Source organism: Streptomyces sp. DvalAA-43, assembly GCF_900091725.1.
Classification (GTDB): Bacteria; Actinomycetota; Actinomycetes; order Streptomycetales; family Streptomycetaceae; genus Streptomyces; species Streptomyces pulveraceus.
Genome location: NZ_FMBW01000091.1, coordinates 35,931 through 55,516, shown reverse-complemented (window position 1 = coordinate 55,516; position 19,586 = coordinate 35,931). Strand labels below are relative to the sequence as shown.

Genomic DNA, 19,586 nt, shown 5'->3' with positions numbered 1-19,586 from the left:
TGACGCGCTTGCCCCGGCCGTCGCCGGCCGCCCGCGCCCCCCGGTGTCCGTGATCGAGCGACCGAACACTCACACGTCGTCATGGACTCGTCAACGAACTGCGAAGGATGCCGGGGGACTTGGCAAGTTTGGTCAAGCCGCGGTGGTGGGATCGCACAACGCCGTTGGTACGAGCGGTGGTTACTCCAGTCCGGAGATCGTGAACACCGTGCGCGCGTGCCTGCGGTCGATACGGTCGGACAGCTGCCGCAGCGCCGTCACCCCGCACCGCAGCGTCCCGCGCTCCACAGAGCCGCGGGCATCCTCGTCCAGTCGGTGCCAGAGCGCCGGATTCGCGAGGAACACCTCCGGGTCGACCTCGACCCGGCCGCCCTCGGTGTCACGGAGCACCATGCGCTGGGCGACGCCGTCCGACCAGCGCACCGAGACGAGCCGGTCGGTGCGGACGGTCCGTCGGCGCAACAGGCCCTGGCAGGAGAGCCATCCGGCGCCCGCGCGGACCCGGGGCGGGACCAGGACCGCACACAGCAGTGCGGACAGCCCGGTCCACAGCAGGGCGCGGGGCCAGGTGAGGTGGCCGGCCGCCGCGTCGACGGCCGACAGCAGCCCGAGGAGTGTCACCGAGCAGTGGACGGCGAAACGCAGATCGGCGGCCCAGCCGTGGTCGTCGGCGGTCATGCCGGAGGGAGGCGGCCGCAGGCCGAGGTGAGGGCCGGGAACGCTCCGGGTGATGTGGCGTCGCATGGCAGTGACGCTAAGCGCGACCGCCGGGTCCGTCGGAGCCTGTTGACGAACCGCTGACGTCGGGGTGGGGGGTCCTGACGGTTGCTTGACGCAGGGCACCGGAACGGGCGCGGGGCTGTACAGAACAGATGGCCGCCATTATCCTGCACACATGGCAAAACATGACAGTAAATCAGAGCTCACAACTACTCTCTCACAGAGAGCGATTGATTGCAAGTCAATCGGGTGGGAGAGGGCCTTCCTCCTCGGTGGAGCCGACCGCGCGATACGGACAGAAGGGTGCGCGGTATGACCACGAGGACCCTCTCGGCGGCGGCGTCGGGCACCTGGGAGCTGGGCGACCTGACGGTCAACCGCATTGGACTGGGCGCCATGCGCCTGACGCAGAAGGGCGCGGCGTTCGACGACGCCGCGGGCCCGAGCGACCGCGACCGGGCCATCGCCGTGCTGCGCCGCGCGGTGGAGCTCGGTGTCAATCACATCGACACGGCGGCCTTCTACTTCTCGTCGCTGCGTTCCGCGAACGAGCTGATCAACCGGGCGCTGGGGTCCCGCCCGGACGACGTGGTCGTCGTCACCAAGGTCGGGCCGAGCCGTGACGCGTCCGGTGAGTGGCTGCCCTGGGCCCGGCCCGAACAGCTGCGGGGGCAGGTCGAGGAGAACCTCCGTCAGCTCGGCCGTGACCACTTGGACGTGGTGAACCTGCGCACCCAGGGGCCCGGCCCGATCGCCGAACACTTCGGCGCACTGGCCGAGCTGCGCGGGAAGGGGCTCATCCGCCATCTCGGTCTCTCCAACGTCCGGCCGGAGCAGTTCGCCGAGGCCCGGGAGATCGCGCCCGTCGTCTGCGTGCAGAACTGGTTCGCGGTCGGTTCGCTCCGTCCCGGATCTGCGGAGATGCTCCGGATCTGCGGTGAGGAGAAGATCGCCTTCGTACCCTTCTACTCCATAGCGGGGGAGCGGCGCGAGGCCGGGGCCGGTGATTCGGAGCGGCCGGAGATCCTTGAGGTGGCCCGTGCGCACGGGGTCTCGGCCGTCCAGGTCAGGCTGGCGTGGACGCTGCAACAGGGCCCGCACGTGCTCGTCATCCCGGGCACCGGGAATCCTGCCCATCTGGAGGACGATGTGGCCGCCGGCGCGCTTCGGCTCACGCCGGAGGAAATGGCCCTGCTGGGTTAGGACCTGCGCCTGGGCCAGGTCCCAGGGCCTTGTGCCGCCGTCCGGCCGAGGTGCGGTGGCGGGGTCAGTCCTCGTCGTCGTCCCCCTCCTCGCCCTGGGCCGGCTGCTCCGGCGCGGGCGAGTGGGAGTCGGACCGCGGTCCGGTGGTGGCCGTCGAACCGGATTCAGGGGTATCGGATCCACCGGAGTCCGGGGAGAACAGGGTCATCCCCAGGTACACGGCCGCGATGAAGGCGACCGTACCGGCGATGGCGCTCGCCACCCTGGGTCGACGCCTGATCGCGTCCCGGGCGACGGCTCCCCGCCGGGCGGGGACGGCCCGTTCCGCCGCGCGGCGTCGGTGGCCGCCGGCCTGCGGCAGCCGGTACGTCGCCATGCCCGCGCCCTGCTCGGCGGAGTGGGGCGTCGGGCCGGGGCCGTGGGCGGGAGCGCCTGCCGGGGCACGCGGAATGCCGGTCGCTGCGGGAGCGGCTGCGGGGGAGCGCGGAACACCGGTCGTCGGGGGCGGAGCCGGGGCGTACATCGGCAGCGGCTCCGGCTGTCCCCGCCAGGCATCGCTCTGGAACCACTCGGCGACCTGCTGGGCGCCGGGCCGGTCCTCGGGCTGCTTCGCGAGCAGCCCCAGCAGATAGGAGTCGAAGGCCGGGGAGAGGTCGACGCCGCGCTGTCTGAGCGGCACGGGTGCCGTGTCGACATGTTGATAGAGCGTGGCGGTCGCCGTGTCCGAGCGGAACGGCGGTTCGCCCAGCAGGAGCTGGTAGATCACACAGCCGAGGGAGTACATGTCGGACGCGGCACCGGCCGTACGGCCCAGGGCGCGTTCCGGGGCGAGATAGAGACTGGTGCCGACGATCTGTCCTGTGGTGGTCAGCGCGGCGGACGGGTCGTCGACGAACTGGGCGATCCCGAAGTCGCCGATCTTGACGGACCCCTCGGCGTCGAGCATCAGGTTCCCGGGCTTGATGTCACGGTGCACGATGCCCTGGCGGTGGGCGGCGGCGAGCCCCGCGGCAGCCTGCCCGGCGATCCGGGCGACCTGTGCGGCGCCGAGCCGCTCCTCGGCAGCGAGGAGATCGCCCAGGCTTCGGCCCTCGACGAGCTCCATCACGAGGTAGAAGCGGTCCTCCCAGGCCCCGAAGTCGAACACGGCCACCAGATGAGGGTGGCTCAGGCGGGCCGCGGTCTGCGCCTCCAGCCGGAACCGGGCGGTCGCCGACTCGTCCGCGTGGCCGCCCAGCAGCAGCTTCACGGCGACCGCTCTGCCCAGCACTTCGTCGGCGGCACGCCACACCTCGCCCATGCCGCCGCGGCCGATAGGGGATATCAACCGGTACCGACCTGCTACCAGCACCTGTGCACCAATCTCGAATTGTGGGCCGCTTCTGCTGCCACGGCTCCGCCCCGACCTGGGTCGGGGCGGGGTGGGGGGCGCGCGGCAAGATCAGGATATCGGGCCGCCGGACCTCGCGGTTCCGTGGAGCGGCCCCGCCGTCCCCAGACCGCGTGTCCACCGGGGCGATCACCGCGCCGACGGCCTTGCCGTGCCCGTACGGCAAGGCCGTCCCCGCCCGGAAGTCCTGCTCGCGCACCCCGGGACCGGGCCGGTCGGAGCCTGACCGGTGACCGCCCCGGCCGGATCAGGAGGACGGATCGCGCCGAGCGGGCGCGGGCCGGGCTCCGGCCCGCGGGAACAGCCAGTCGTACGCGGCCTGTGCGGTGAACTCGCCCTGCCCGCCCGGGAAGAGGAGACCGGCCGCCGCGAAGGCCGGATCGCCGGCCGTCGCGGCCACATAGGGAATCGCGATGCAGCGCATCCCCGCAGCATGCGCTGCCGCCGCGCCCGGCGCGGAGTCCTCCAGCACCACACAGCCGGCGGGTGGCGCACCGAGGCGCCGGGCCGCCTCCAGGAACACATCCGGTTCCGGCTTGCCGTGCGCCACCTCCTCGGCGGAGACGTACGTGGTCAGATACGCGTCGAGTCCGGTGCCCTCCAGCACCGCCTCGATCGCCGCCCGCGACGAACCCGACGCCACCGCCATGGCGACATCCCGCCGGTGCAGCAGCTCCACGAACTGCCGCATCTGCGGGAAGACCTCGGTCGACGTCCTGGCCAGCTCCAGATACAGGACGTCCTGGGCGGCCACCAGTTCGGCGACGGGCGCCTCGATCCCGTACCTGGCGCGCAGCGCCGCCAGCGTCTCGTGGACGCCGATGCCGATGAACGCGAGGTGCTCGGCCCAGGTGAAGCCGGGCGCGCCGTGATCCGCCAGCAGACGGCGTGCCGCCTCGTAGTAGGTGGGCTCGCTGTCCACCAGCGTGGCGTCGAGATCGAAGACGACGGCCGGTGCGGGGAAGTACGGAGAGGTCATGGCATCCAGCATGCCAAGCCCGTGATCACTTCCGGTGGCCCGCCGCCGTCCGGCCCACCGATTCGACCAGCGGCAGCAGCCGGTGCGGCACCCGTTCCCGCAGCGCCACCTCGGTACGTGTCCTGACCACTCCGGGCAGCTGGATCAGCCGCTGGATCACATCCTCCAGATGCCCGTTGTCGCGGGCCACCACCCGCGCCAGCAGATCCCCGCCGCCCGTGGTCGAGAAGGCCTCGACGATCTCCGGCACGGCGGCGAGCGCCTCGCCGACCTCGTCGAGATGCCCCTGGGTCACTTCGAGATGGACGAAGGCCAGCACCGGGTGGCCCAGCGCCGCGGCGGACAGGACGGGACCGGTACCGGTGATGACACCGTCCCGCTCCAGCCGGTCGATGCGGGCCTGGAGCGTGCCCCGGGCGATGGAGAGGATGCGCGCGTACTCACGGACGCTGGTACGCGGCTGCTCGATCAGCAGCCGGAGGATACGGGTGTCGAGGGCGTCCACCGCCATGGTCCGCTGGCCTCTTCCTGGTACGACGATCCGGGCTGTGACTGTACCAACGGCCCACTCCGGGCCCGGCCTGGACGATTCGGCCCCGGCCCTGACCGCGTGTCATACCTGTAGTCCCTGAGAGCTACGGAGAAGGTTCACACCCCGGTGGGACGCCGACTACGGAGCCCCGTCCATAGCTTCTGTACCGAAGCGCCGAAGCACCCAAGCGCCGAAGACCCAAGTGTCGACGCCCCCAGCCGTCAGGTACGGAAGGAACACCCCGTCATGCCGTCCCATCCGCGCAGTTCCCGCCTGCGCCGCGGCCTGCTCGCCGCGCTGGTGGCCGCCTCGGTGGCCGTGCCGGTCTCGGGCGCGGCGGGTCCCACGGCCGTACCTGCACCCGCTCCTGCCGTCCGGGGCCCGCTGCGTACCGCGGCACCCGAGGCCCTCGCCGAGCGGTACGCCGCGACACGGGCCGACATCGGCGCGGCCGAACGGACGGCGGCCCGCCACGGCGACCGCAAGCGGGCCGCCGCGCTGCACGAGATGGCCGACCCCGCCCGCCGGTTCCTCGCCTTCGACGGCCGGGACGGCGGCCGCGGCGTCGAGATCTTCGGCGATCTCTCGCGCGCGGAACGGATCGCCGTGCTGGTCCCCGGCGCGGGCATCGGCATCGATCACTACTGGCGGCTGCGTAACGGCTCGCTCGCCCTGAGCGAGGAACTGGGCGAGCGGTCGGCCGTGGTCGCCTGGCTCGGGTACCGGACACCGACGACGGTGAGCCCGACCTCGGTCACCTCCGGGCGCGCCGCCGAGGCAGCACCCGAACTGGCGCGATTCATGAAGGAGTTGAACCGCATGCGGCCCGAGGCGCGCACCACCCTGCTCTGCCACTCCTACGGCTCCGTCGTCTGCGCGCGGGCCGCGCACGGACTGCCGGTCGCGAACATCGTCCTGTACGGGAGTCCGGGCACCGGCTACCGGAACGCCGCCGCCCTGCACACCCCGGCCACCGTCTGGGCGGGCCGCGCCGCCGACGACTGGATCGCGGACGTACCGCACATCGAACTACAACTTCCCTTCGTGGACATCGGATTCGGAACGGACCCGGTCTCGCCCGCCTTCGGCGCCGAGATCTTCGCGGCAGGCTCCGGCGGCCACAGCGACTACCTGAAGACCGGTTCCGTACCGCTGAGGAACATCGCGCGGATCGTGGCCGGCGCGGCCGGATCCGCGGAGACCCCGGGAGAGCACCATGCGTGACTTCGCCCGGCGGATCGAATCCGCCACCCCCGCCGACCGCGACCGTGCCGTCGACGCACTGCGCGCCCTCGCCATCCTCGGTGTCGTCCTCGGCCATTGGCTGGTGACCGCCCTGGTCGTCGACAGCGGCACCCTGCACGGAGCGAGCCCGCTCCACTACCTGCCGGGACTCACCCCGGTCTCCTGGCTGCTCCAGACCCTCGCCGTCTTCTTCCTGGTCGGCGGACTGGTCGGGGCGAGGAGCCATGCCGCGGCCCGCGCCCGGGGCGAGAGCTACGGCCGGTGGCTCGGTGCCCGGATGAGCCGGCTGCTGCGCCCGATGGCGGTGGTCCTGGCCGTGTGGGCGGTGGCGGCGTGCGTGATGCTCGCCTCCGGGGTGGACGAGGACACCGTGCGCGCACTGGGCAAACTGGTTTGGTCCCCGCTCTGGTTCATCGTGGTCTTCGCGGCGCTGACGGCGGCGACCCCGCTGGTGGCGAGGCTGCATCCGCTGTGGCCGTTCGCCGTCGTGCTGCTCGTCGACGTCTACCGGTTCGGCCTGGCCGAGCCCGGCGGATTCGCCGAGGTCAACGTGGTGGCCGGCTGGCTGGTCCCGTACTGCCTGGGCGCGGCGTGGTCCCGGGGCGGACTGCGGAGCCGCCGGACCGGCTGGGCGCTGCTGCTCGGCGGAGCGGCGGCCACCGCCGGACTGGTCCTGTGGGCCGGGTACCCCGCCGCCATGGTCGGGGTGCCCGGTGGCGAGATCTCCAACCTCGACCCGCCGACCCTCGCCGTGGTCATCTTCGGCCTCGCCCAGTGCGGGGCGGCGCTGCTGCTGCTCGGTCCGCTGCGTCGGCTGCTGCGGCGCCCCGCGCTCTGGGCCGTGGTGGCGACGGTGAACCTCTCGGCGATGACCGTCTTCCTGTGGCACCAGACGGCCATGATCGCGGTCACCGCGATCGGTCTGACGGCGGGTGAGACCCTGCCGGGCCTGCACACGGTGCCCGACGGACCCGGCTGGGTACTCGCCCGGCTGGCCTGGCTGCCGGCGTTCGCCGCGGCGCTGCTGATCTGCTGGCTGGCCTTCCGCGGTCACGAACAGCGGCGGCCGCGGAACGGGAGCCGGATCGTCCGCGGGGGCCGCCCCGCCCGGTCGGCGGCGGCGCGACGTGTCTAAGGTGCGAGTTGTGAACCGGGGGGACATGGTGAAGCGTTCGGCACAGGTGCTGCGGGCTTGGCCCCGCATCCTGCGCGGGGACCTCGTGACGTGGGAGGCCGACCCGAACGGACAGGCCGGGCGTCCGCGTTGGCTCGACTGGCGGCCGGTGATCATGGTGCCGCTGGTGATGCTGGCGGTGGGACTGCTCATCGGCGGCGCCAACCAGTACGCCTTCGACTTCGGGATGGGCATACAGCTCGGCATCCTGTTCGCCGGGGCCCAGTCGGCGGCGATCGTCGTCGCCCTGTACCGCCCGGTCCAGGCCTGGTGGGCGACCATGCTCGTCATGGTGATGGTCGCCCCGTTCGCCGTGAACGCCGCTTCGGGGATGCGGATTCCGTGGAGCGGCGCGTTCCCCTGGAGCGGGGTCGGGATCGCCATGCAGGCCGGGGTGCTGTACCTGCTCGCGCTGCGGGTGCGTCCCCGGATCGCCGTCGAGACCCTGGTGATCACCGTGCTGGCCGGGCTCGTCTGCGGAGCGAGAAACCCCTTGCAGAGCGCCCATGACATCCGCCTCGCCATCGCGGCGCTCGCCATCACGGTGGCGATGGGTGTCGCGCTGCGCGGTCTGATGGCCGCCCGTACGCAGCTGGTCGTGCAGGAGGAACTCACCGCCGAAGAGCGTTCCAGGCGCACCCTGTTGGAGGAGCGCAACCGCATCGCACGCGAGCTGCACGACGTGGTCGCCCATCACATGTCGGTCGTCTCCATCCAGGCGCAGGTCGTTCCGCACCTGGTCGAGAACCCGTCCGACGAGCTGAGGGAGAACGTCGAGGGCATCCGCAGGAACGCGGTCGACGCGCTCACCGAACTGCGCCGGGTGCTCGGCGTACTGCGCTCCGAGGACCCCCTCCCGCACGCCGCGCGGCACGCCCCGCAGCCCACCCTGGAACGGCTGGACGAGCTGATCGACAACGCACGCGGCGCCGGGCTCACGGTCACCGCCGAGACCACCGGGGAGCCGCACCCGCTGTCGCCCGGCGTCGAGCTGTCGGCGTTCCGCATCGTTCAGGAGGCGCTCAGCAACGCGATGCGCCACGCGCCGGGCGCACGGGTGCGGGTGGAGATCCGCCACCAGGGTTCCGGGGTCACGGTCAGGATCACCAACACCGCACCGGACCGGGCCGCTCCGCCCACCTCGGGTATCGGCCACGGCCTGCTCGGCATGCGTGAGCGCACCGCGATGCTGGGCGGTGAACTCGCCACCGGAGCGACCCCCGACGGCGGGTACGAAGTCACCGCGACACTGCCCGCACTGCCCCCCGCCGAGCCCACCGGTCCCGCCGTGCCCACCGACCCTGCCGAGGACACCCGATGACGGCCATCCGCGTACTGATCGCCGACGACCAGATGATGGTCCGCCAGGGCCTCACGGTGCTGCTGAACGCCGAACCCGACATCGAGGTCGTCGGCCAGGCGGTGGACGGCGCCGACGCCATCGAGAAGGTGGCCGAACTCGCCCCGGACGTCGTCCTGATGGACATCCGCATGCCCCGGGTCGGCGGCATCGAGGCGACCCGCGCCGTCACCGAGGCCGACGGCTCCACCGTCAAGGTCCTCGTCCTGACCACCTTCGATCTCGACGAGTACGTCTACGAGGCGCTGCGCGCGGGCGCGTCCGGATTCCTTCTGAAGGACGCCTCGGCCGACGAACTCGCCCATGCGGTAAGGGTGGTGGCGGAAGGCGAGGCCCTGCTCGCCCCGAACATCACCAAGCGGCTGATCGCCGAGTTCGCCCGGGTGAGCGCCGGTCCGCGCGCCGCGCTCAAGGACCGCACCGGTGATCTGACGGAGCGTGAGACCGAGGTGTTGGCCCTGATCGCACAGGGCCTGTCCAACACCGAGATCGCCGCGCGCCTCGTGGTGGCCGAGCAGACCGTGAAGTCCCATGTCGGACGGATCCTCTCCAAGTTGGGGCTTCGCGACCGCACCCAGGCGGCGGTCCACGCCTACGAGACCGGTCTGGTGCGCCCGGCCGGCTACTGAGGCTGTCCATTCGGATCACGCCGTGCTGATCCAGGCGAAGGACCCCGGCCCGGCCCCGTCACCCGCATAACACCGCGTCCGCACCCGCCATCCGCTCCCGCACGCCCGGAAGCGGCAGCAGCGGCACGTCTCCGACACGTACGAAACCGGCACCGACCGGGCCACGGAGGCCCGCGCGGTGAGCCGCAGTGCCCGCGACCGGGCATCGGGCCGCCCCCTCCTCGCGGTCCGACCGATTACGACCAACCGAAGGAACCGAGAATTCCATGGGCTCCACCCTTGTCATCACCAATGACTTCCCGCCGCGTCAGGGCGGCATCGAGACGTTCGTGCACGCGATGGCCACCCGGGTCCCGGACGACGACGTGGTCGTCTACACCTCGCACGAGCCCGGTGACACCGCCTACGACGCGAGCCTCCCGTTCCCCGTCGTACGGGACCCGAGCCGCATGCTGCTGCCGACCGGCCGGGTGACCCGCAGGGCCGTCGAGATCGCCGGGGCCCACGGCTGCGACCGGGTCTGGTTCGGCGCCGCCGCCCCGCTGGCCCTGATGGCACCGGCCCTGCGGCGCGGCGGCGTACGACGCATCGTGGCGACCACCCACGGCCATGAGATCTGGTGGGCGAGGACACCCGGCGCACGCGGGCTCATGCGCCGGATAGGCAGCGGCGTCGACGTGGTGACCTATCTGGGGCAGTACACCCGCGCCCGGATCGAGCCCGCTCTCGGCCCGCGTGCGCGGATGAGCCGGCTGGTCCCCGGGGTCGACGCCGAGGTGTACCGGCCCCGCACCGGTGCCGGGTCCGACCCGCTCACCGGCCTCGCGCTGCACGGCAAGCGCGTCATCCTGTGCGTGGCCAGGCTCGTCCCCCGCAAGGGCCAGGACACCCTCATCCGGGCTCTGCCACTGATCCGGAGCAAGGTGCCCGACGCGGTGCTGGTGGTGGTCGGCCAGGGGCCCGACGAGGCGCGGCTGCGCAGACTGGCGGCGCGGCACGCCGAGGGGGCCGTTCACTTCGCGGGCGGCGTCTCGCACGCCGACACGCCGCCCTACTACGCCGCGGCGGACGTCTTCGCGATGCCGTGCCGCACCCGGCGCGCGGGTCTGGAGGCGGAGGGGCTCGGGATCGTGTTCCTGGAGGCGGCGGCGAGCGGACTGCCCGTGGTCGTCGGCGATTCGGGCGGCGCCCCGGACACCGTCCTCGACGGCAGGACCGGCCGGGTCGTGGACGGCACCGACCCCGCGGCCGTCGCCGGGGCGCTGACCGGGATACTCCTCGCCCCCGACCGGGCCGCGATGGGCGCCGCGGGCCGGGAATGGGTCCGGGAGGCCTGGTCCTGGGACGCGTCGGCCCGTCATCTGACGGAGCTTCTGACCCCCGTCGAGCAGGTGCCGGTGCCCCTGCCGGGCGAGGAGTAGCGGGCCGTCGCGGGACCGGAGAGCCGTCCCCGGCCGCCGCTTCGACGTGCGGGACGGGGCCGGCAGGGTCGTCGGCCGGGGTCCGGGGCGGTGCCGGTCCGTTGGCTTACTCATGGCGCAGTCGGTCCGGTAATCACTGTGCCAATGGCCCAGTGATGTCCGCCCCGGTTGAGCCATGGGCTGCGATGATGTTGTGATGTACCCGTCGATGGCGCTGCGGATCTCCGCGGCGCCTTTTTCATGCCGGTGTACAGGACCGGTGCGCGGAAGCAGGAGCGTGTTGGTGCTGAAGAGGATGTTCGTCGCCCCGGATCCGGGCCGGATGAGACTGCGCAGCGGGATCCGGGCCGTCCTCGGCATCGGACTGGCCGTCGCGGTGTGCGGCCTGGTCGGCCACTCCCTGGTCGCGGCCGTCACCGGTGGCCTCGCCGCGCTGCTGGCCCTGTTCACGGTGCTGGACACCACGGTGCGCGGCCAGGCGATCACCACGGCGCTGCTGCCTGTCGTCGGCTTCCCCGTGCTCGCCCTCGCCGCCGTGCTGCACGACCACCCGGTGGCCCGGGACGCGGCCTTTCTCGCCGTCGTCGGCGCGGGTGTGTACGCCCGGCGATGGGGGCCGCGCGGCCACTCGCTCGGCGTGTTCGCGTTCATGGCGTTCTTCACCACACAGTTCCTGCACACCCTGCCCGGCCGGCTGCCCGAGCTGTACTCGGCCGTCGCCCTCTCCCTGCTCGTCTCGTCGGCCGTCCGCTTCGGGCTGTGGTGCTACGAGCGGCGGCAGCCCGCCGCCGTCGTACCCGCCCCCGTGACCGGCACGGGGCTGGGCCGGGCCACCACGCGCCAGGCGATCCAGGCGACCGCGGCCGGGGCCCTCGCGCTGACGGCGGGGCTCGTCCTCTCCGAGGAGCGCTGGTACTGGGCCGTGGGCGCCACCTGGTGGGTCTTCGTGAACACCGCCTCACGCGGCGAGACGCTGGTGCGCGGCTTCCGCAGAGTCCTGGGGACACTGGTCGGCGTCCCTGTCGGCCTGGCCGTCGTCGTCCCGCTGCACGGAGCGCCCGTGCCCACCGCGGTCGTGGTCGCGGCCGGAGTCTTCGGGATCTTCTACACCGCCGCGGTCTCCTACACCTGGATGGTGTTCTCGGTGACGGTGATGGCCGGGGCGCTCTACGGACTGCTCGGGGTGCTGGACCCGGCCCTGCTCGTGCTGCGGCTGACGGAGACCGGCGCGGGCGCGCTCGGCGCGATGCTCGCGGTGCTGCTGGTGCTGCCGGTCACCACGCACGCCACGACCGACGCCTGGATCCAGCGGGCCCTGCGCTGTGTGCACGCCTGCACCGCGGAAGCCGCCGCACGGCTCTCGGGTTCGCCGACCGCCGACCCCGCACCCCGGATCGCCGAGCTGGAGGCGCTGCTCGGCCGGGTGCGGATGTCCCTGGCCCCGCTGGTCCACCCGCTCAGCCCGCTGCGCGCCCGCAGGGCCCGCGCCGGTCAGGTGCTCGCCCTCCTGGACGCCTGTGCGCGCGAGGTGCGCGGACTGGCCTCCGTCGCGGCGGACCCGGAGGCGTCCCACGACGCCCGCCTCGCCGCCGCCTGCTGGCGGGTCGAGGCATCCGTGGAGGCCCTGACGGCCCCCGACCCACGGCACCGGGCGGGCGTGGCGGGCGTACCGCCGCACCCGGCCGCCGCCGAGCCGGCCCTCGCCCATCTGCACGGCCTGGAGCGGGCGCTGGCCGAACTCGCCGCACCACTGCACAGCGATCCGCGTGCCCCGCTGATCACCGCGTGAGGCGCCCGCGCGGGCGGGCCCGGCGGCCGAGGCACTGGTCTGGACCTGACGGGTGACTGCTACCGTCGCCCCGGAAGATCACGGCGGTACGAGCCGTCGTGATCAGTCGGCGGAGAGGGGCAATGCGGTGAGCAGCGACGACGGCGCGGTACGGGCATTCATCGGGTCGTTCACCTCGGCGGGCGGGCGGGGAATCACCGTCGCCGCCGTGGACCGGGAGACCGGGGCACTGACCGCCCTCGGCGCCACGGACACGGTCCCCGATCCCTCGTATCTCGCCCTGGGCCATGGACCGGGGCCGGGCGGCGGCGCGCTCTACGCGGTCAGCGAGACCGAGGACGGTGCGGCGGCCGCCCTGGACATCACCGGCGACGAGCCGCGGCTCATCGGCGAGATCAGTCCGGTGGACGGCGCCGGCCCCACCCATCTCGCGCTCGCGGGCGGCCATCTGCTCACCGCCAACTACGGCTCGGGCAGCGTCAGCGCCCTTCCCGTCCGGGCGGACGGCTCCCCAGGCCCGGTCGCCTCCGTGCTCCGGCACGAGGGCAGCGGCCCGAACACCGACCGGCAGCGGTCCCCGCACGCCCACCAGGTGCTGCCCGACCCGTCGGGGAACTGGGTACTCAGTGTGGACCTCGGGACCGACTCCGTACGGATCTGCGCGCTCGACACCACGACCGGCACGCTGCGGCTGCACGGCGAGACGGCCCTGCGGCCGGGCGCCGGCCCGCGCCATCTGGCCTTCCACCCCGCGGGCGGCCACGCCTACGTCCTGAACGAGCTCGAACCGACCGTCACCGTATGCAGGTGGAACGCCGCCGCGGGCGTCCTGGAGCCGGTCGGGGAGACGCTCGTGCTGCCCGTGGAACCGGCGGCGGACGGTGAGAACACGGCGACCTACCCCTCGGAGATCGTCGTCTCGCACGACGGGCGGTTCCTCTGGACCGCCAACCGGGGCGACGACAGCATCTCGGTTCTGGCGCTCGACGCGACCGGCGAGCAGGCGACCCTGGTCACGACCGTGGACTGCGGCGGGCGCTGGCCGCGCGACCTCGCCCTCGACCCCGCCGGACGCCGGCTGTACGCGGCCAATGAGCGCTCCGGCGACGTCAGCTGGTTCGACGTCGACCCGGTGACCGGCATCCCGCGTCGCGCGGGTGCGCTGGAGGTCCCGGCCGCCTCCTGCGTGATCTTCGCCTGACCTCGCGCCGAGCACAGCACGATCGCCGGACGGGCCCGGTTCTCCCGGCCCGTCCGGCGATCGTGGACTGCCGGGCGTACCCGGCAGTGGATCAGTGCGCCTGGGCGCCCTGCGGTGCGACCGGCGTGATCCCGAGCGTCGTCATGTACAGCGACAGCACGAGCTTGCCGATCGCCGGGTAGGCGCCGAGCGGCTCGGCCGTCGCGCAGCCCGCCTCCTTCGCGGCGGCGTCCAGCAGCCCCTCGGCCACCTCCGGGCCGACCAGATACGGGGCCACCGCGAGCTGCACCGAGCCGGAGCCGGTGAGCTGCTCGGCGATCGACGCGACGGAACCCTCGACGTCGAGCGCCGCGGCCATCACCGGTACCGCGAGCCGGGCGGCCAGCAGCATGCCGGTGATCCCGGCCGCCTGCACGGCCTCGTCGCCACCCACCGTGGCCAGCACGATGCCGTCGGCGGCGGTGGCCACCGTGAAGAGCCTGGCCCGGTCCGCGCGGGCCAGACCGGCCTCGGACAGCCGTACGTGCAGCGCCTCGGCGAGAAGCGGGTGCGGGCCGAGCACATCGGTCAGCTCGACCTGCGTACCGCTGTCCATCACGGCCTGCCGTATCCGCCGGATCAGCGAGCTGTCCGGCCCCGCGAGCAGCGGCACCACGACGGCGGACGGACCCTCGGGCTCGGGAACCTCACGGCCTGCGGCCCGCGCCTGCTCGAAGCGCGCGACGCGCTCGGCGGCGCAGTGGGTGAGTACGGCGGAGAGCGCGGGGTACTCGGCATCGTCGCCGTCGAGGTAGCCGATCCGGGCGTTGAGGCCGGGCAGCTCGGAACGGGCGATGCTGATCACCTCTTCGGCCAGACTGCGCGTGGCCGAGGAGGGGGTACCGGGAACGGCGAGAACGAGCGCGGCAGCGCCCTCGGGCGCGACCACGGGCTCCGGGCGGCGGTGCCGTCCGGACTGGCGAGGTCGCGGCATTCGTACAGGCAGGCCGGAAGCGGGCCCAGTGGGGGTGCTCATGGCGCCGCATGCTACTGGTTTTGGGTGCGGCTCCGTTCGGGGAGGGCCCAGACAGGCGTTATCTGTCCACTTTTATCCGATCAGAGGCTTACCGGCCGACTGGTCCTGCTCTGTCGCCACCTGGCCGGACTGCCACTCAGGCCCCTCACCAGGCACCCGAAGCAGCGTCGGGTGGCGGGGCAGTCGTAGGTCCCCGGTCGCCAGCGCCCGCGCGATGGACAGCGCCCCGGTCAGCGGATCACCCGAACCGGGGACCATCCGCGCCTGCGGGAGACGGCGGGACAACTCCTCGCGCAATGGTACGAGCAGCGGATCGCCCATCCGGAACAAGCCGCCCGTCAGCGCCACTTCGCACGGTTCGCCGTCGCGCCCCGCCTCGGGGCAGACCGCCTCGGCCGCCTCCGCGACATGCGCCGCGGCCTCGCGCAGAATGCCCGCGGCCACCGGATCGTGCCCGGCGCACGCGGCGACCTCGGGCGCGAACGAGGCCAGTACGGCAGGCCGGTCGGTCCGCGGATAGAGCCGTCCGGGCAGTTCCGGTGCGGGCCCGAACACCGCCTCCAGCCGGGACAGCAGAGCGGCGGATCCGCCGCGCCGCCCGTCATGGGCGCGCATGGCCGCGTCGAGCCCGGCCCGGCCGATCCAGGCTCCGCCGCCACTGTCGCCCAGCAGATGGCCCCAGCCGTCGGCCCGGCGCCAGCTCGTCAGATCCGTACCCAGCGCGATCATGCCCGTGCCACCTGCGACGACCGCCCCCGGACGCTGGCCGACCGCCCCCGCGTACGCGGTCACCGCGTCGCCGGCGAGCGCCAGCCGCCGTACCCCGAGGGCGTCCTCCAGGGCGGCGGGCAGCTCCGCGCGCAGTTGTCCGCCGAGCGTCGCCATGCCGGCCGCGCCGATCGCCACGGCCTCGATCCCGGAACCTGCCGCGCCGCGCTGCTCCAGCAACAGGCGGGCGGCGGGCAGCAGTTGCTCCAGCAGATGGCCCGCGTCGATCCCGGCCGGTCCGGTGCGCACCGGACCCCCGCAGTCCGTCGTCGCCACCGGGGCGGACCCGCCGACGGCGCCCAGCGCCACGCGCAGCCCCGAACCTCCCGAGTCCACGCCGAGCACATACGGCCCCGACACCGCCGCCCCCTCCGCACCCGCCCGGGCGGCGGTGCTTTCCGGTGATCGCCGCGGTGCGCTCATGGGCCGGCTCCAGGAAGGAAGAGGAATGACGGCGGCAGCCTATCCCCAGGACCCGGCCCCGGTCCTGGGAGGGCGGACTCGGAGGCGGGAGCGGGCCGTGTACGCCGGTAGAGTGACGTTTTGTGGCACCACGACCGTTGAATGAAGTAGTCGAGCCCGGCTGGGCCGAAGCACTCGCACCCGTGGCCGGACGCATCGCGGCGATGGGCGATTTCCTGCGCGCGGAGGTGGCGGCAGGACGCACCTATCTGCCGTCCGGAGCGAACGTGCTGCGCGCGTTCCAGCAGCCCTTCGACGACGTACGCGTCCTGATCGTCGGTCAGGACCCCTATCCGACGCCCGGAATGGCGATGGGGCTGAGCTTCTCCGTGGCCCCCGAGGTGCCCCAGGTGCCCGGCAGTCTGGAGAACATCTTCCGGGAGATGCATACGGACCTGGGGCTGCCGCGTCCGTCGAACGGCGACCTGACGCCCTGGACGCGGCAGGGCGTCCTGCTGCTGAACAGGGCGCTCACCACCGCGCCCCGCAAACCGGGCGCGCACCGAGGCAAGGGCTGGGAGGAGGTCACCGAACAGGCGATCCGGGCCCTGGCCGCACGTGGCAAGCCGCTGGTCTCCGTGCTGTGGGGGCGTGACGCCCGCAACCTGCGGCCGTTCCTCGACGGCTTCCCGGCGATCGAGTCCGCGCACCCCTCGCCCATGTCGGCGGACCGCGGCTTCTTCGGCTCGCGCCCGTTCAGCCGTACCAATGAACTCCTGCTGCGCCAGGGAGCCCAGGAAGTCGACTGGCGGCTGCCGTAGCGCGGCGCTCCGGGCACCGCGCACCGCGTCGGTACCGGACGTGGCACCGGCCCCTTCGCGGGACCGGTGCCACGTCCTCGGATCATGCGCGACGGGTCATGACGCGTCGCGCACCGTGCCGGTGAACACCGGCCCCTCGTGCGGCTCCCAGGAGTCGTCGTAGGTGATCATCCGCAACCGCACCGATTCCTCCGGCTCCTTGAGCCCGTCGGCGACCGTGGGCACGGTCAACTCGGTACTCAGCTTCCCGGCGGGCACGCTGACCGGCAGATACGGCGTCTCCACCACCTTGGACAGCGGCCGGGCCGGTTTCGGCGACTCGCCGAAGGTGTCCCGCAGCCACGACCCGTCGACGTCCAGGGTGGACAGCTCCGCCCCCTGCTCGACCGGCAGGATCTCGAAACCGACCGAGTCCATGTCGACATCGGCGGCTTCGGAGAGCGAGATCCGCCAGCGCAGGCTCTGCCCTTCGGTGACGTGGTCCGCGACCGGCTTCACTTCGACCGTGGGCATCGGATCGTCGTTCTTCACGGTCAGCCCGCCGCTGTAGGAGCCGACGACCGCGCCGCGAACGGCCTTGACGAACACGTTGTGCATGACGTCGTAGGAGAAGCGGGTGTTGCCCCGCACCTGGACGGGCACGTCGACGTCATGGCTGCCCGGACGTACCGTCACCGTCCGGTAGCGGACCTCGTCCGTGCCCGGCTCGGCGACGAACAGCCGTACCTGGCCGCTGCCGTGCCCGGAGACCCGCACCGGAATGCGGTAGTTCCGGACCCCGGAGTCACCTTCCTGGACCGTCAGCCGCCCGATGTCCACCCGCGGCAGCGAAGCCGCCCGGACCGCGGGTGTGCCGGGGCGCCAGCCCCAGGCGTCGACCAGCCACGCCTGCCCCGAACCGCTGCGCGGGGTCAGCTCCAGGGCCTTCACCTGCTTCAGATCCACCTTGCTCCGCGCGGCGGCGGACAGCGGCACCCGGATCTCGCGGCCCCAGTAGGACGCGGTCCGGTCGCTGCCCGGCAGCCCGTCGATCCGGGCCGTGCCGAGCACCGCCCGTCGGCCCCTGGTGTCGGTGAGGGCGATGTCCAGGCGGGTGCCGGTGGTGTTGGGCGGCACGATCACCCGGAGCGCCAGCGACTCGGAACCCGCCACGGAGACCGGATGGGCGGGACGGATCTTCACCGCCGTGCCCGGCTTCGACCAGCGCATGGCGACCGCGTGACGGCCGGGCTCCCGCGAGGTCTCCCACAGGGCGAAGTGCGGGGAGACGGCGGTTCCCTCGGGCGGCAGACAGGCGCGGCGCGGATCGGGATCCACCTGGGCGCACACCCGGCCGCCGGTCACGGACACCGAGGTGTCGGGAAGGAACGCGGGCGTGCGCCTGCCGCCGACGGCGTGGGTGAGCACGCGGACCGGGCCGGCCGACGGCGCGCGCCGGTCCGAGCCGTCCAGCAGCGGGCGTACGCGGTCGTCACCCGCGACGAACAGCCGGGCCGCCGCGGCGATGTACGTGGCCCCGGCGGTCTGCTGCCGTGTGGCGGTGAGCCGGGCCTTCTTGCCCGGGGTGCACACCGGGTCAGGGGTGTCGCCGTCCCAGAAGTCGTCGTCGGCGGGGGCCGCCGCCTGCCCCGGAGTCCACTCGCTGTTGAAGAAGTTGTGGTTGGCGCCGACCATGTAGACCGCGCTGTGCAGTGCGGCGCCGCGGCTGACGCCACGGGTGCCGTCCACATAGATCTGGCCCTGGAGATCGGACACGTCGCCGTCGCAGCCCGGCAGGATGGTCGTGGACGGTACGTCCGGAACCGGGTTCTGCCCGAAGACGGTGGGGCCGATCAGGACGGTGCCGCGAATGTGCCAGCGCACCGGACCGCGGTAGCCGTCCTGGTCCGCGGGCGGCCGGGACAGGCTGTCGAGCGCGGCCCGGTTGACGCCTTCGCCGCCCCGGGAGTGGCCGACGAGCAGCACCCGTTCCATGTCGGCGGGCGGGGCGGCGCGCACGGCCGCGGGCGCTCCGGCCCGATGGGCGGCCCATTCGGCCCAGCGGGCGAGGTGCAGCCGCACCAGGGACGAACGCGCCTGGGCGCCACCGTCCTCGGCGTTGTCGTCCTGCCCGTTTATCCCGTTGGCCGCGATGGACACCGTGACGTATCCCTGCGAGGCCAGGAGCTTCTGGTCGCGCAGATAGCCCCGGTGGCTCGGCACCGGCTTCGTGCCCGCCTCGCAGGGCCAGGACATGCCCTGGTCGCCCTTGGCGTTGTAGCAGGTGTAGTGACGGCCGTGCAGGAACAGCGCGAGGGGCCGGCGCCCCGGTGCGCCGACCGGCGACACCACCACGGCCCGCATCTCCACCGGTGCGGGGAAGCCGGGCAGCCGCACCGACTTCAGGGCGTACTCACCGCTGACGGTCCGGTACTTTCCCGCCACGCCGGGGTCGACCGGGTTCGCCGGCGGGAGAGTCGACGGCGGTGCCGCCTCGGTGGCACGCCGGGCGTCCGGGGCCCGGCCGGCCCCGGCGGCGTCGAGACGACGTCCGCCCGCCAGGGCCTTGAGGTCCGGCGCCGCTCCGATATGCGCGTCGCCGAGCTTCAGCCGGAACGCCCGCCGGTCCCGGCCGGCCACCGGCCGGCCCAGAAGCTTGTCCCCGGCGTAGAACTCGACCCGGGCATCGCCCATCGGCACCCGCTCGGGCGAGGTCCAGACGAGCTGCTTCGCGGTTCCCGCACCGGTGATCCGCCAGCCTGCCGGAAGCCGGCCGTCCGGCTCCTCCCGCGCAGCGGAGGCCATCGAAGCGGGCAGGGATATGGAATCGGCGGAACGCTGCGGGTGTGCCGGTTGCGGCGACGCGCGCGCCAGCTCCGGCCATCCCATGGTCAGGGTGAGTACCGCCAGCGCGGCGGTAACCGTGCGCGAGACACGGATCAAGGTGGTCCTCCTGGT

At 73.1% G+C, this 19,586-nt stretch carries 16 protein-coding genes; 9 read left to right on the top strand and 7 right to left on the bottom strand.

The genetic code is table 11. From position 1 onward, the window contains the following. Window positions 1–180 precede the first annotated feature (180 nt). Window positions 181–744, bottom strand: a complete 564-nt coding sequence (locus GA0115234_RS37835) for a hypothetical protein (RefSeq protein WP_237542076.1) — start codon at window positions 742–744, stop codon at window positions 181–183. Window positions 745–1,032: 288 nt separating this feature from the next. Here GA0115234_RS37835 and GA0115234_RS37830 point away from each other — a divergent pair, with 288 nt between their 5' ends. Beyond that, a complete protein-coding gene (locus GA0115234_RS37830; protein ID WP_093550841.1) occupies window positions 1,033–1,923 on the top strand; it encodes an aldo/keto reductase in 891 nt (296 codons plus the stop codon). Window positions 1,924–1,987: 64 nt separating this feature from the next. On the opposite strand, the gene GA0115234_RS37825 is transcribed toward GA0115234_RS37830, so the two are convergent. The 3 genes from GA0115234_RS37825 to GA0115234_RS37815 form a co-directional block, all read right to left on the bottom strand. Further along, window positions 1,988–3,223, bottom strand: a complete 1,236-nt coding sequence (locus GA0115234_RS37825) for a serine/threonine-protein kinase (protein WP_107405845.1) — start codon at window positions 3,221–3,223, stop codon at window positions 1,988–1,990. A 337-nt stretch (window positions 3,224–3,560) separates the two neighbouring features. Beyond that, window positions 3,561–4,292, bottom strand: coding sequence for an HAD family hydrolase (locus GA0115234_RS37820; RefSeq protein ID WP_093551076.1), 732 nt, complete (start codon window positions 4,290–4,292; stop codon window positions 3,561–3,563). Window positions 4,293–4,317: 25 nt separating this feature from the next. After that, a complete protein-coding gene (locus tag GA0115234_RS37815) occupies window positions 4,318–4,803 on the bottom strand; it encodes an Lrp/AsnC family transcriptional regulator (protein WP_093550837.1) in 486 nt (161 codons plus the stop codon). 267 nt (window positions 4,804–5,070) lie between these two features. On the opposite strand from GA0115234_RS37815, the gene GA0115234_RS37810 reads away from it, so the two are divergent. The 7 genes from GA0115234_RS37810 to GA0115234_RS37780 all read left to right on the top strand — a co-directional run bounded on the left by GA0115234_RS37810 (window position 5,071) and on the right by GA0115234_RS37780 (window position 13,643). After that, complete coding sequence (locus GA0115234_RS37810) at window positions 5,071–6,048, top strand: alpha/beta hydrolase (RefSeq protein WP_093550835.1); 978 nt, start codon at window positions 5,071–5,073, stop codon at window positions 6,046–6,048. Then, entirely contained in the window at window positions 6,041–7,204 is a 1,164-nt protein-coding gene (locus GA0115234_RS37805; protein WP_093550833.1) for an acyltransferase family protein, read from the top strand. Before GA0115234_RS37810 ends, GA0115234_RS37805 begins: the two co-directional genes overlap by 8 nt. A gap of 25 nt (window positions 7,205–7,229) precedes the next feature. Further along, window positions 7,230–8,564, top strand: coding sequence for a sensor histidine kinase (locus GA0115234_RS37800; RefSeq protein WP_093551074.1), 1,335 nt, complete (start codon window positions 7,230–7,232; stop codon window positions 8,562–8,564). Beyond that, complete coding sequence (locus tag GA0115234_RS37795) at window positions 8,561–9,232, top strand: response regulator (protein WP_093550831.1); 672 nt, start codon at window positions 8,561–8,563, stop codon at window positions 9,230–9,232. Before GA0115234_RS37800 ends, GA0115234_RS37795 begins: the two co-directional genes overlap by 4 nt. A 266-nt stretch (window positions 9,233–9,498) precedes the next feature. After that, a complete protein-coding gene (locus GA0115234_RS37790; protein ID WP_093550829.1) occupies window positions 9,499–10,653 on the top strand; it encodes a glycosyltransferase family 4 protein in 1,155 nt (384 codons plus the stop codon). A 283-nt stretch (window positions 10,654–10,936) separates the two neighbouring features. Continuing rightward, complete coding sequence (locus GA0115234_RS37785; RefSeq protein ID WP_093550827.1) at window positions 10,937–12,442, top strand: FUSC family protein; 1,506 nt, start codon at window positions 10,937–10,939, stop codon at window positions 12,440–12,442. 127 nt (window positions 12,443–12,569) lie between these two features. Then, on the top strand, window positions 12,570–13,643 hold the full coding sequence (locus GA0115234_RS37780) for a lactonase family protein (RefSeq protein WP_093550825.1): 1,074 nt from the start codon (window positions 12,570–12,572) through the stop codon (window positions 13,641–13,643). Between the two features lie 91 nt (window positions 13,644–13,734). Here GA0115234_RS37780 and GA0115234_RS37775 read toward each other — a convergent pair whose 3' ends face one another. Both GA0115234_RS37775 and GA0115234_RS37770 read right to left on the bottom strand, forming a co-directional pair. After that, a complete protein-coding gene (locus GA0115234_RS37775) occupies window positions 13,735–14,658 on the bottom strand; it encodes a sirohydrochlorin chelatase (protein WP_093550823.1) in 924 nt (307 codons plus the stop codon). Window positions 14,659–14,730: 72 nt separating this feature from the next. After that, window positions 14,731–15,849 carry an N-acetylglucosamine kinase gene (locus GA0115234_RS37770; RefSeq protein ID WP_093550821.1) on the bottom strand — a complete coding sequence of 373 codons (1,119 nt, stop codon included), beginning with the start codon at window positions 15,847–15,849 and terminating at the stop codon, window positions 14,731–14,733. A 122-nt stretch (window positions 15,850–15,971) separates the two neighbouring features. On the opposite strand from GA0115234_RS37770, the gene GA0115234_RS37765 reads away from it, so the two are divergent. After that, window positions 15,972–16,649, top strand: coding sequence for a uracil-DNA glycosylase (locus GA0115234_RS37765; RefSeq protein ID WP_093550819.1), 678 nt, complete (start codon window positions 15,972–15,974; stop codon window positions 16,647–16,649). A 96-nt stretch (window positions 16,650–16,745) separates the two neighbouring features. Here GA0115234_RS37765 and GA0115234_RS37760 read toward each other — a convergent pair whose 3' ends face one another. Further along, on the bottom strand, window positions 16,746–19,571 hold the full coding sequence (locus GA0115234_RS37760) for a hypothetical protein (protein WP_093550817.1): 2,826 nt from the start codon (window positions 19,569–19,571) through the stop codon (window positions 16,746–16,748). Between the last annotated feature and the right edge of the window lie 15 nt (window positions 19,572–19,586).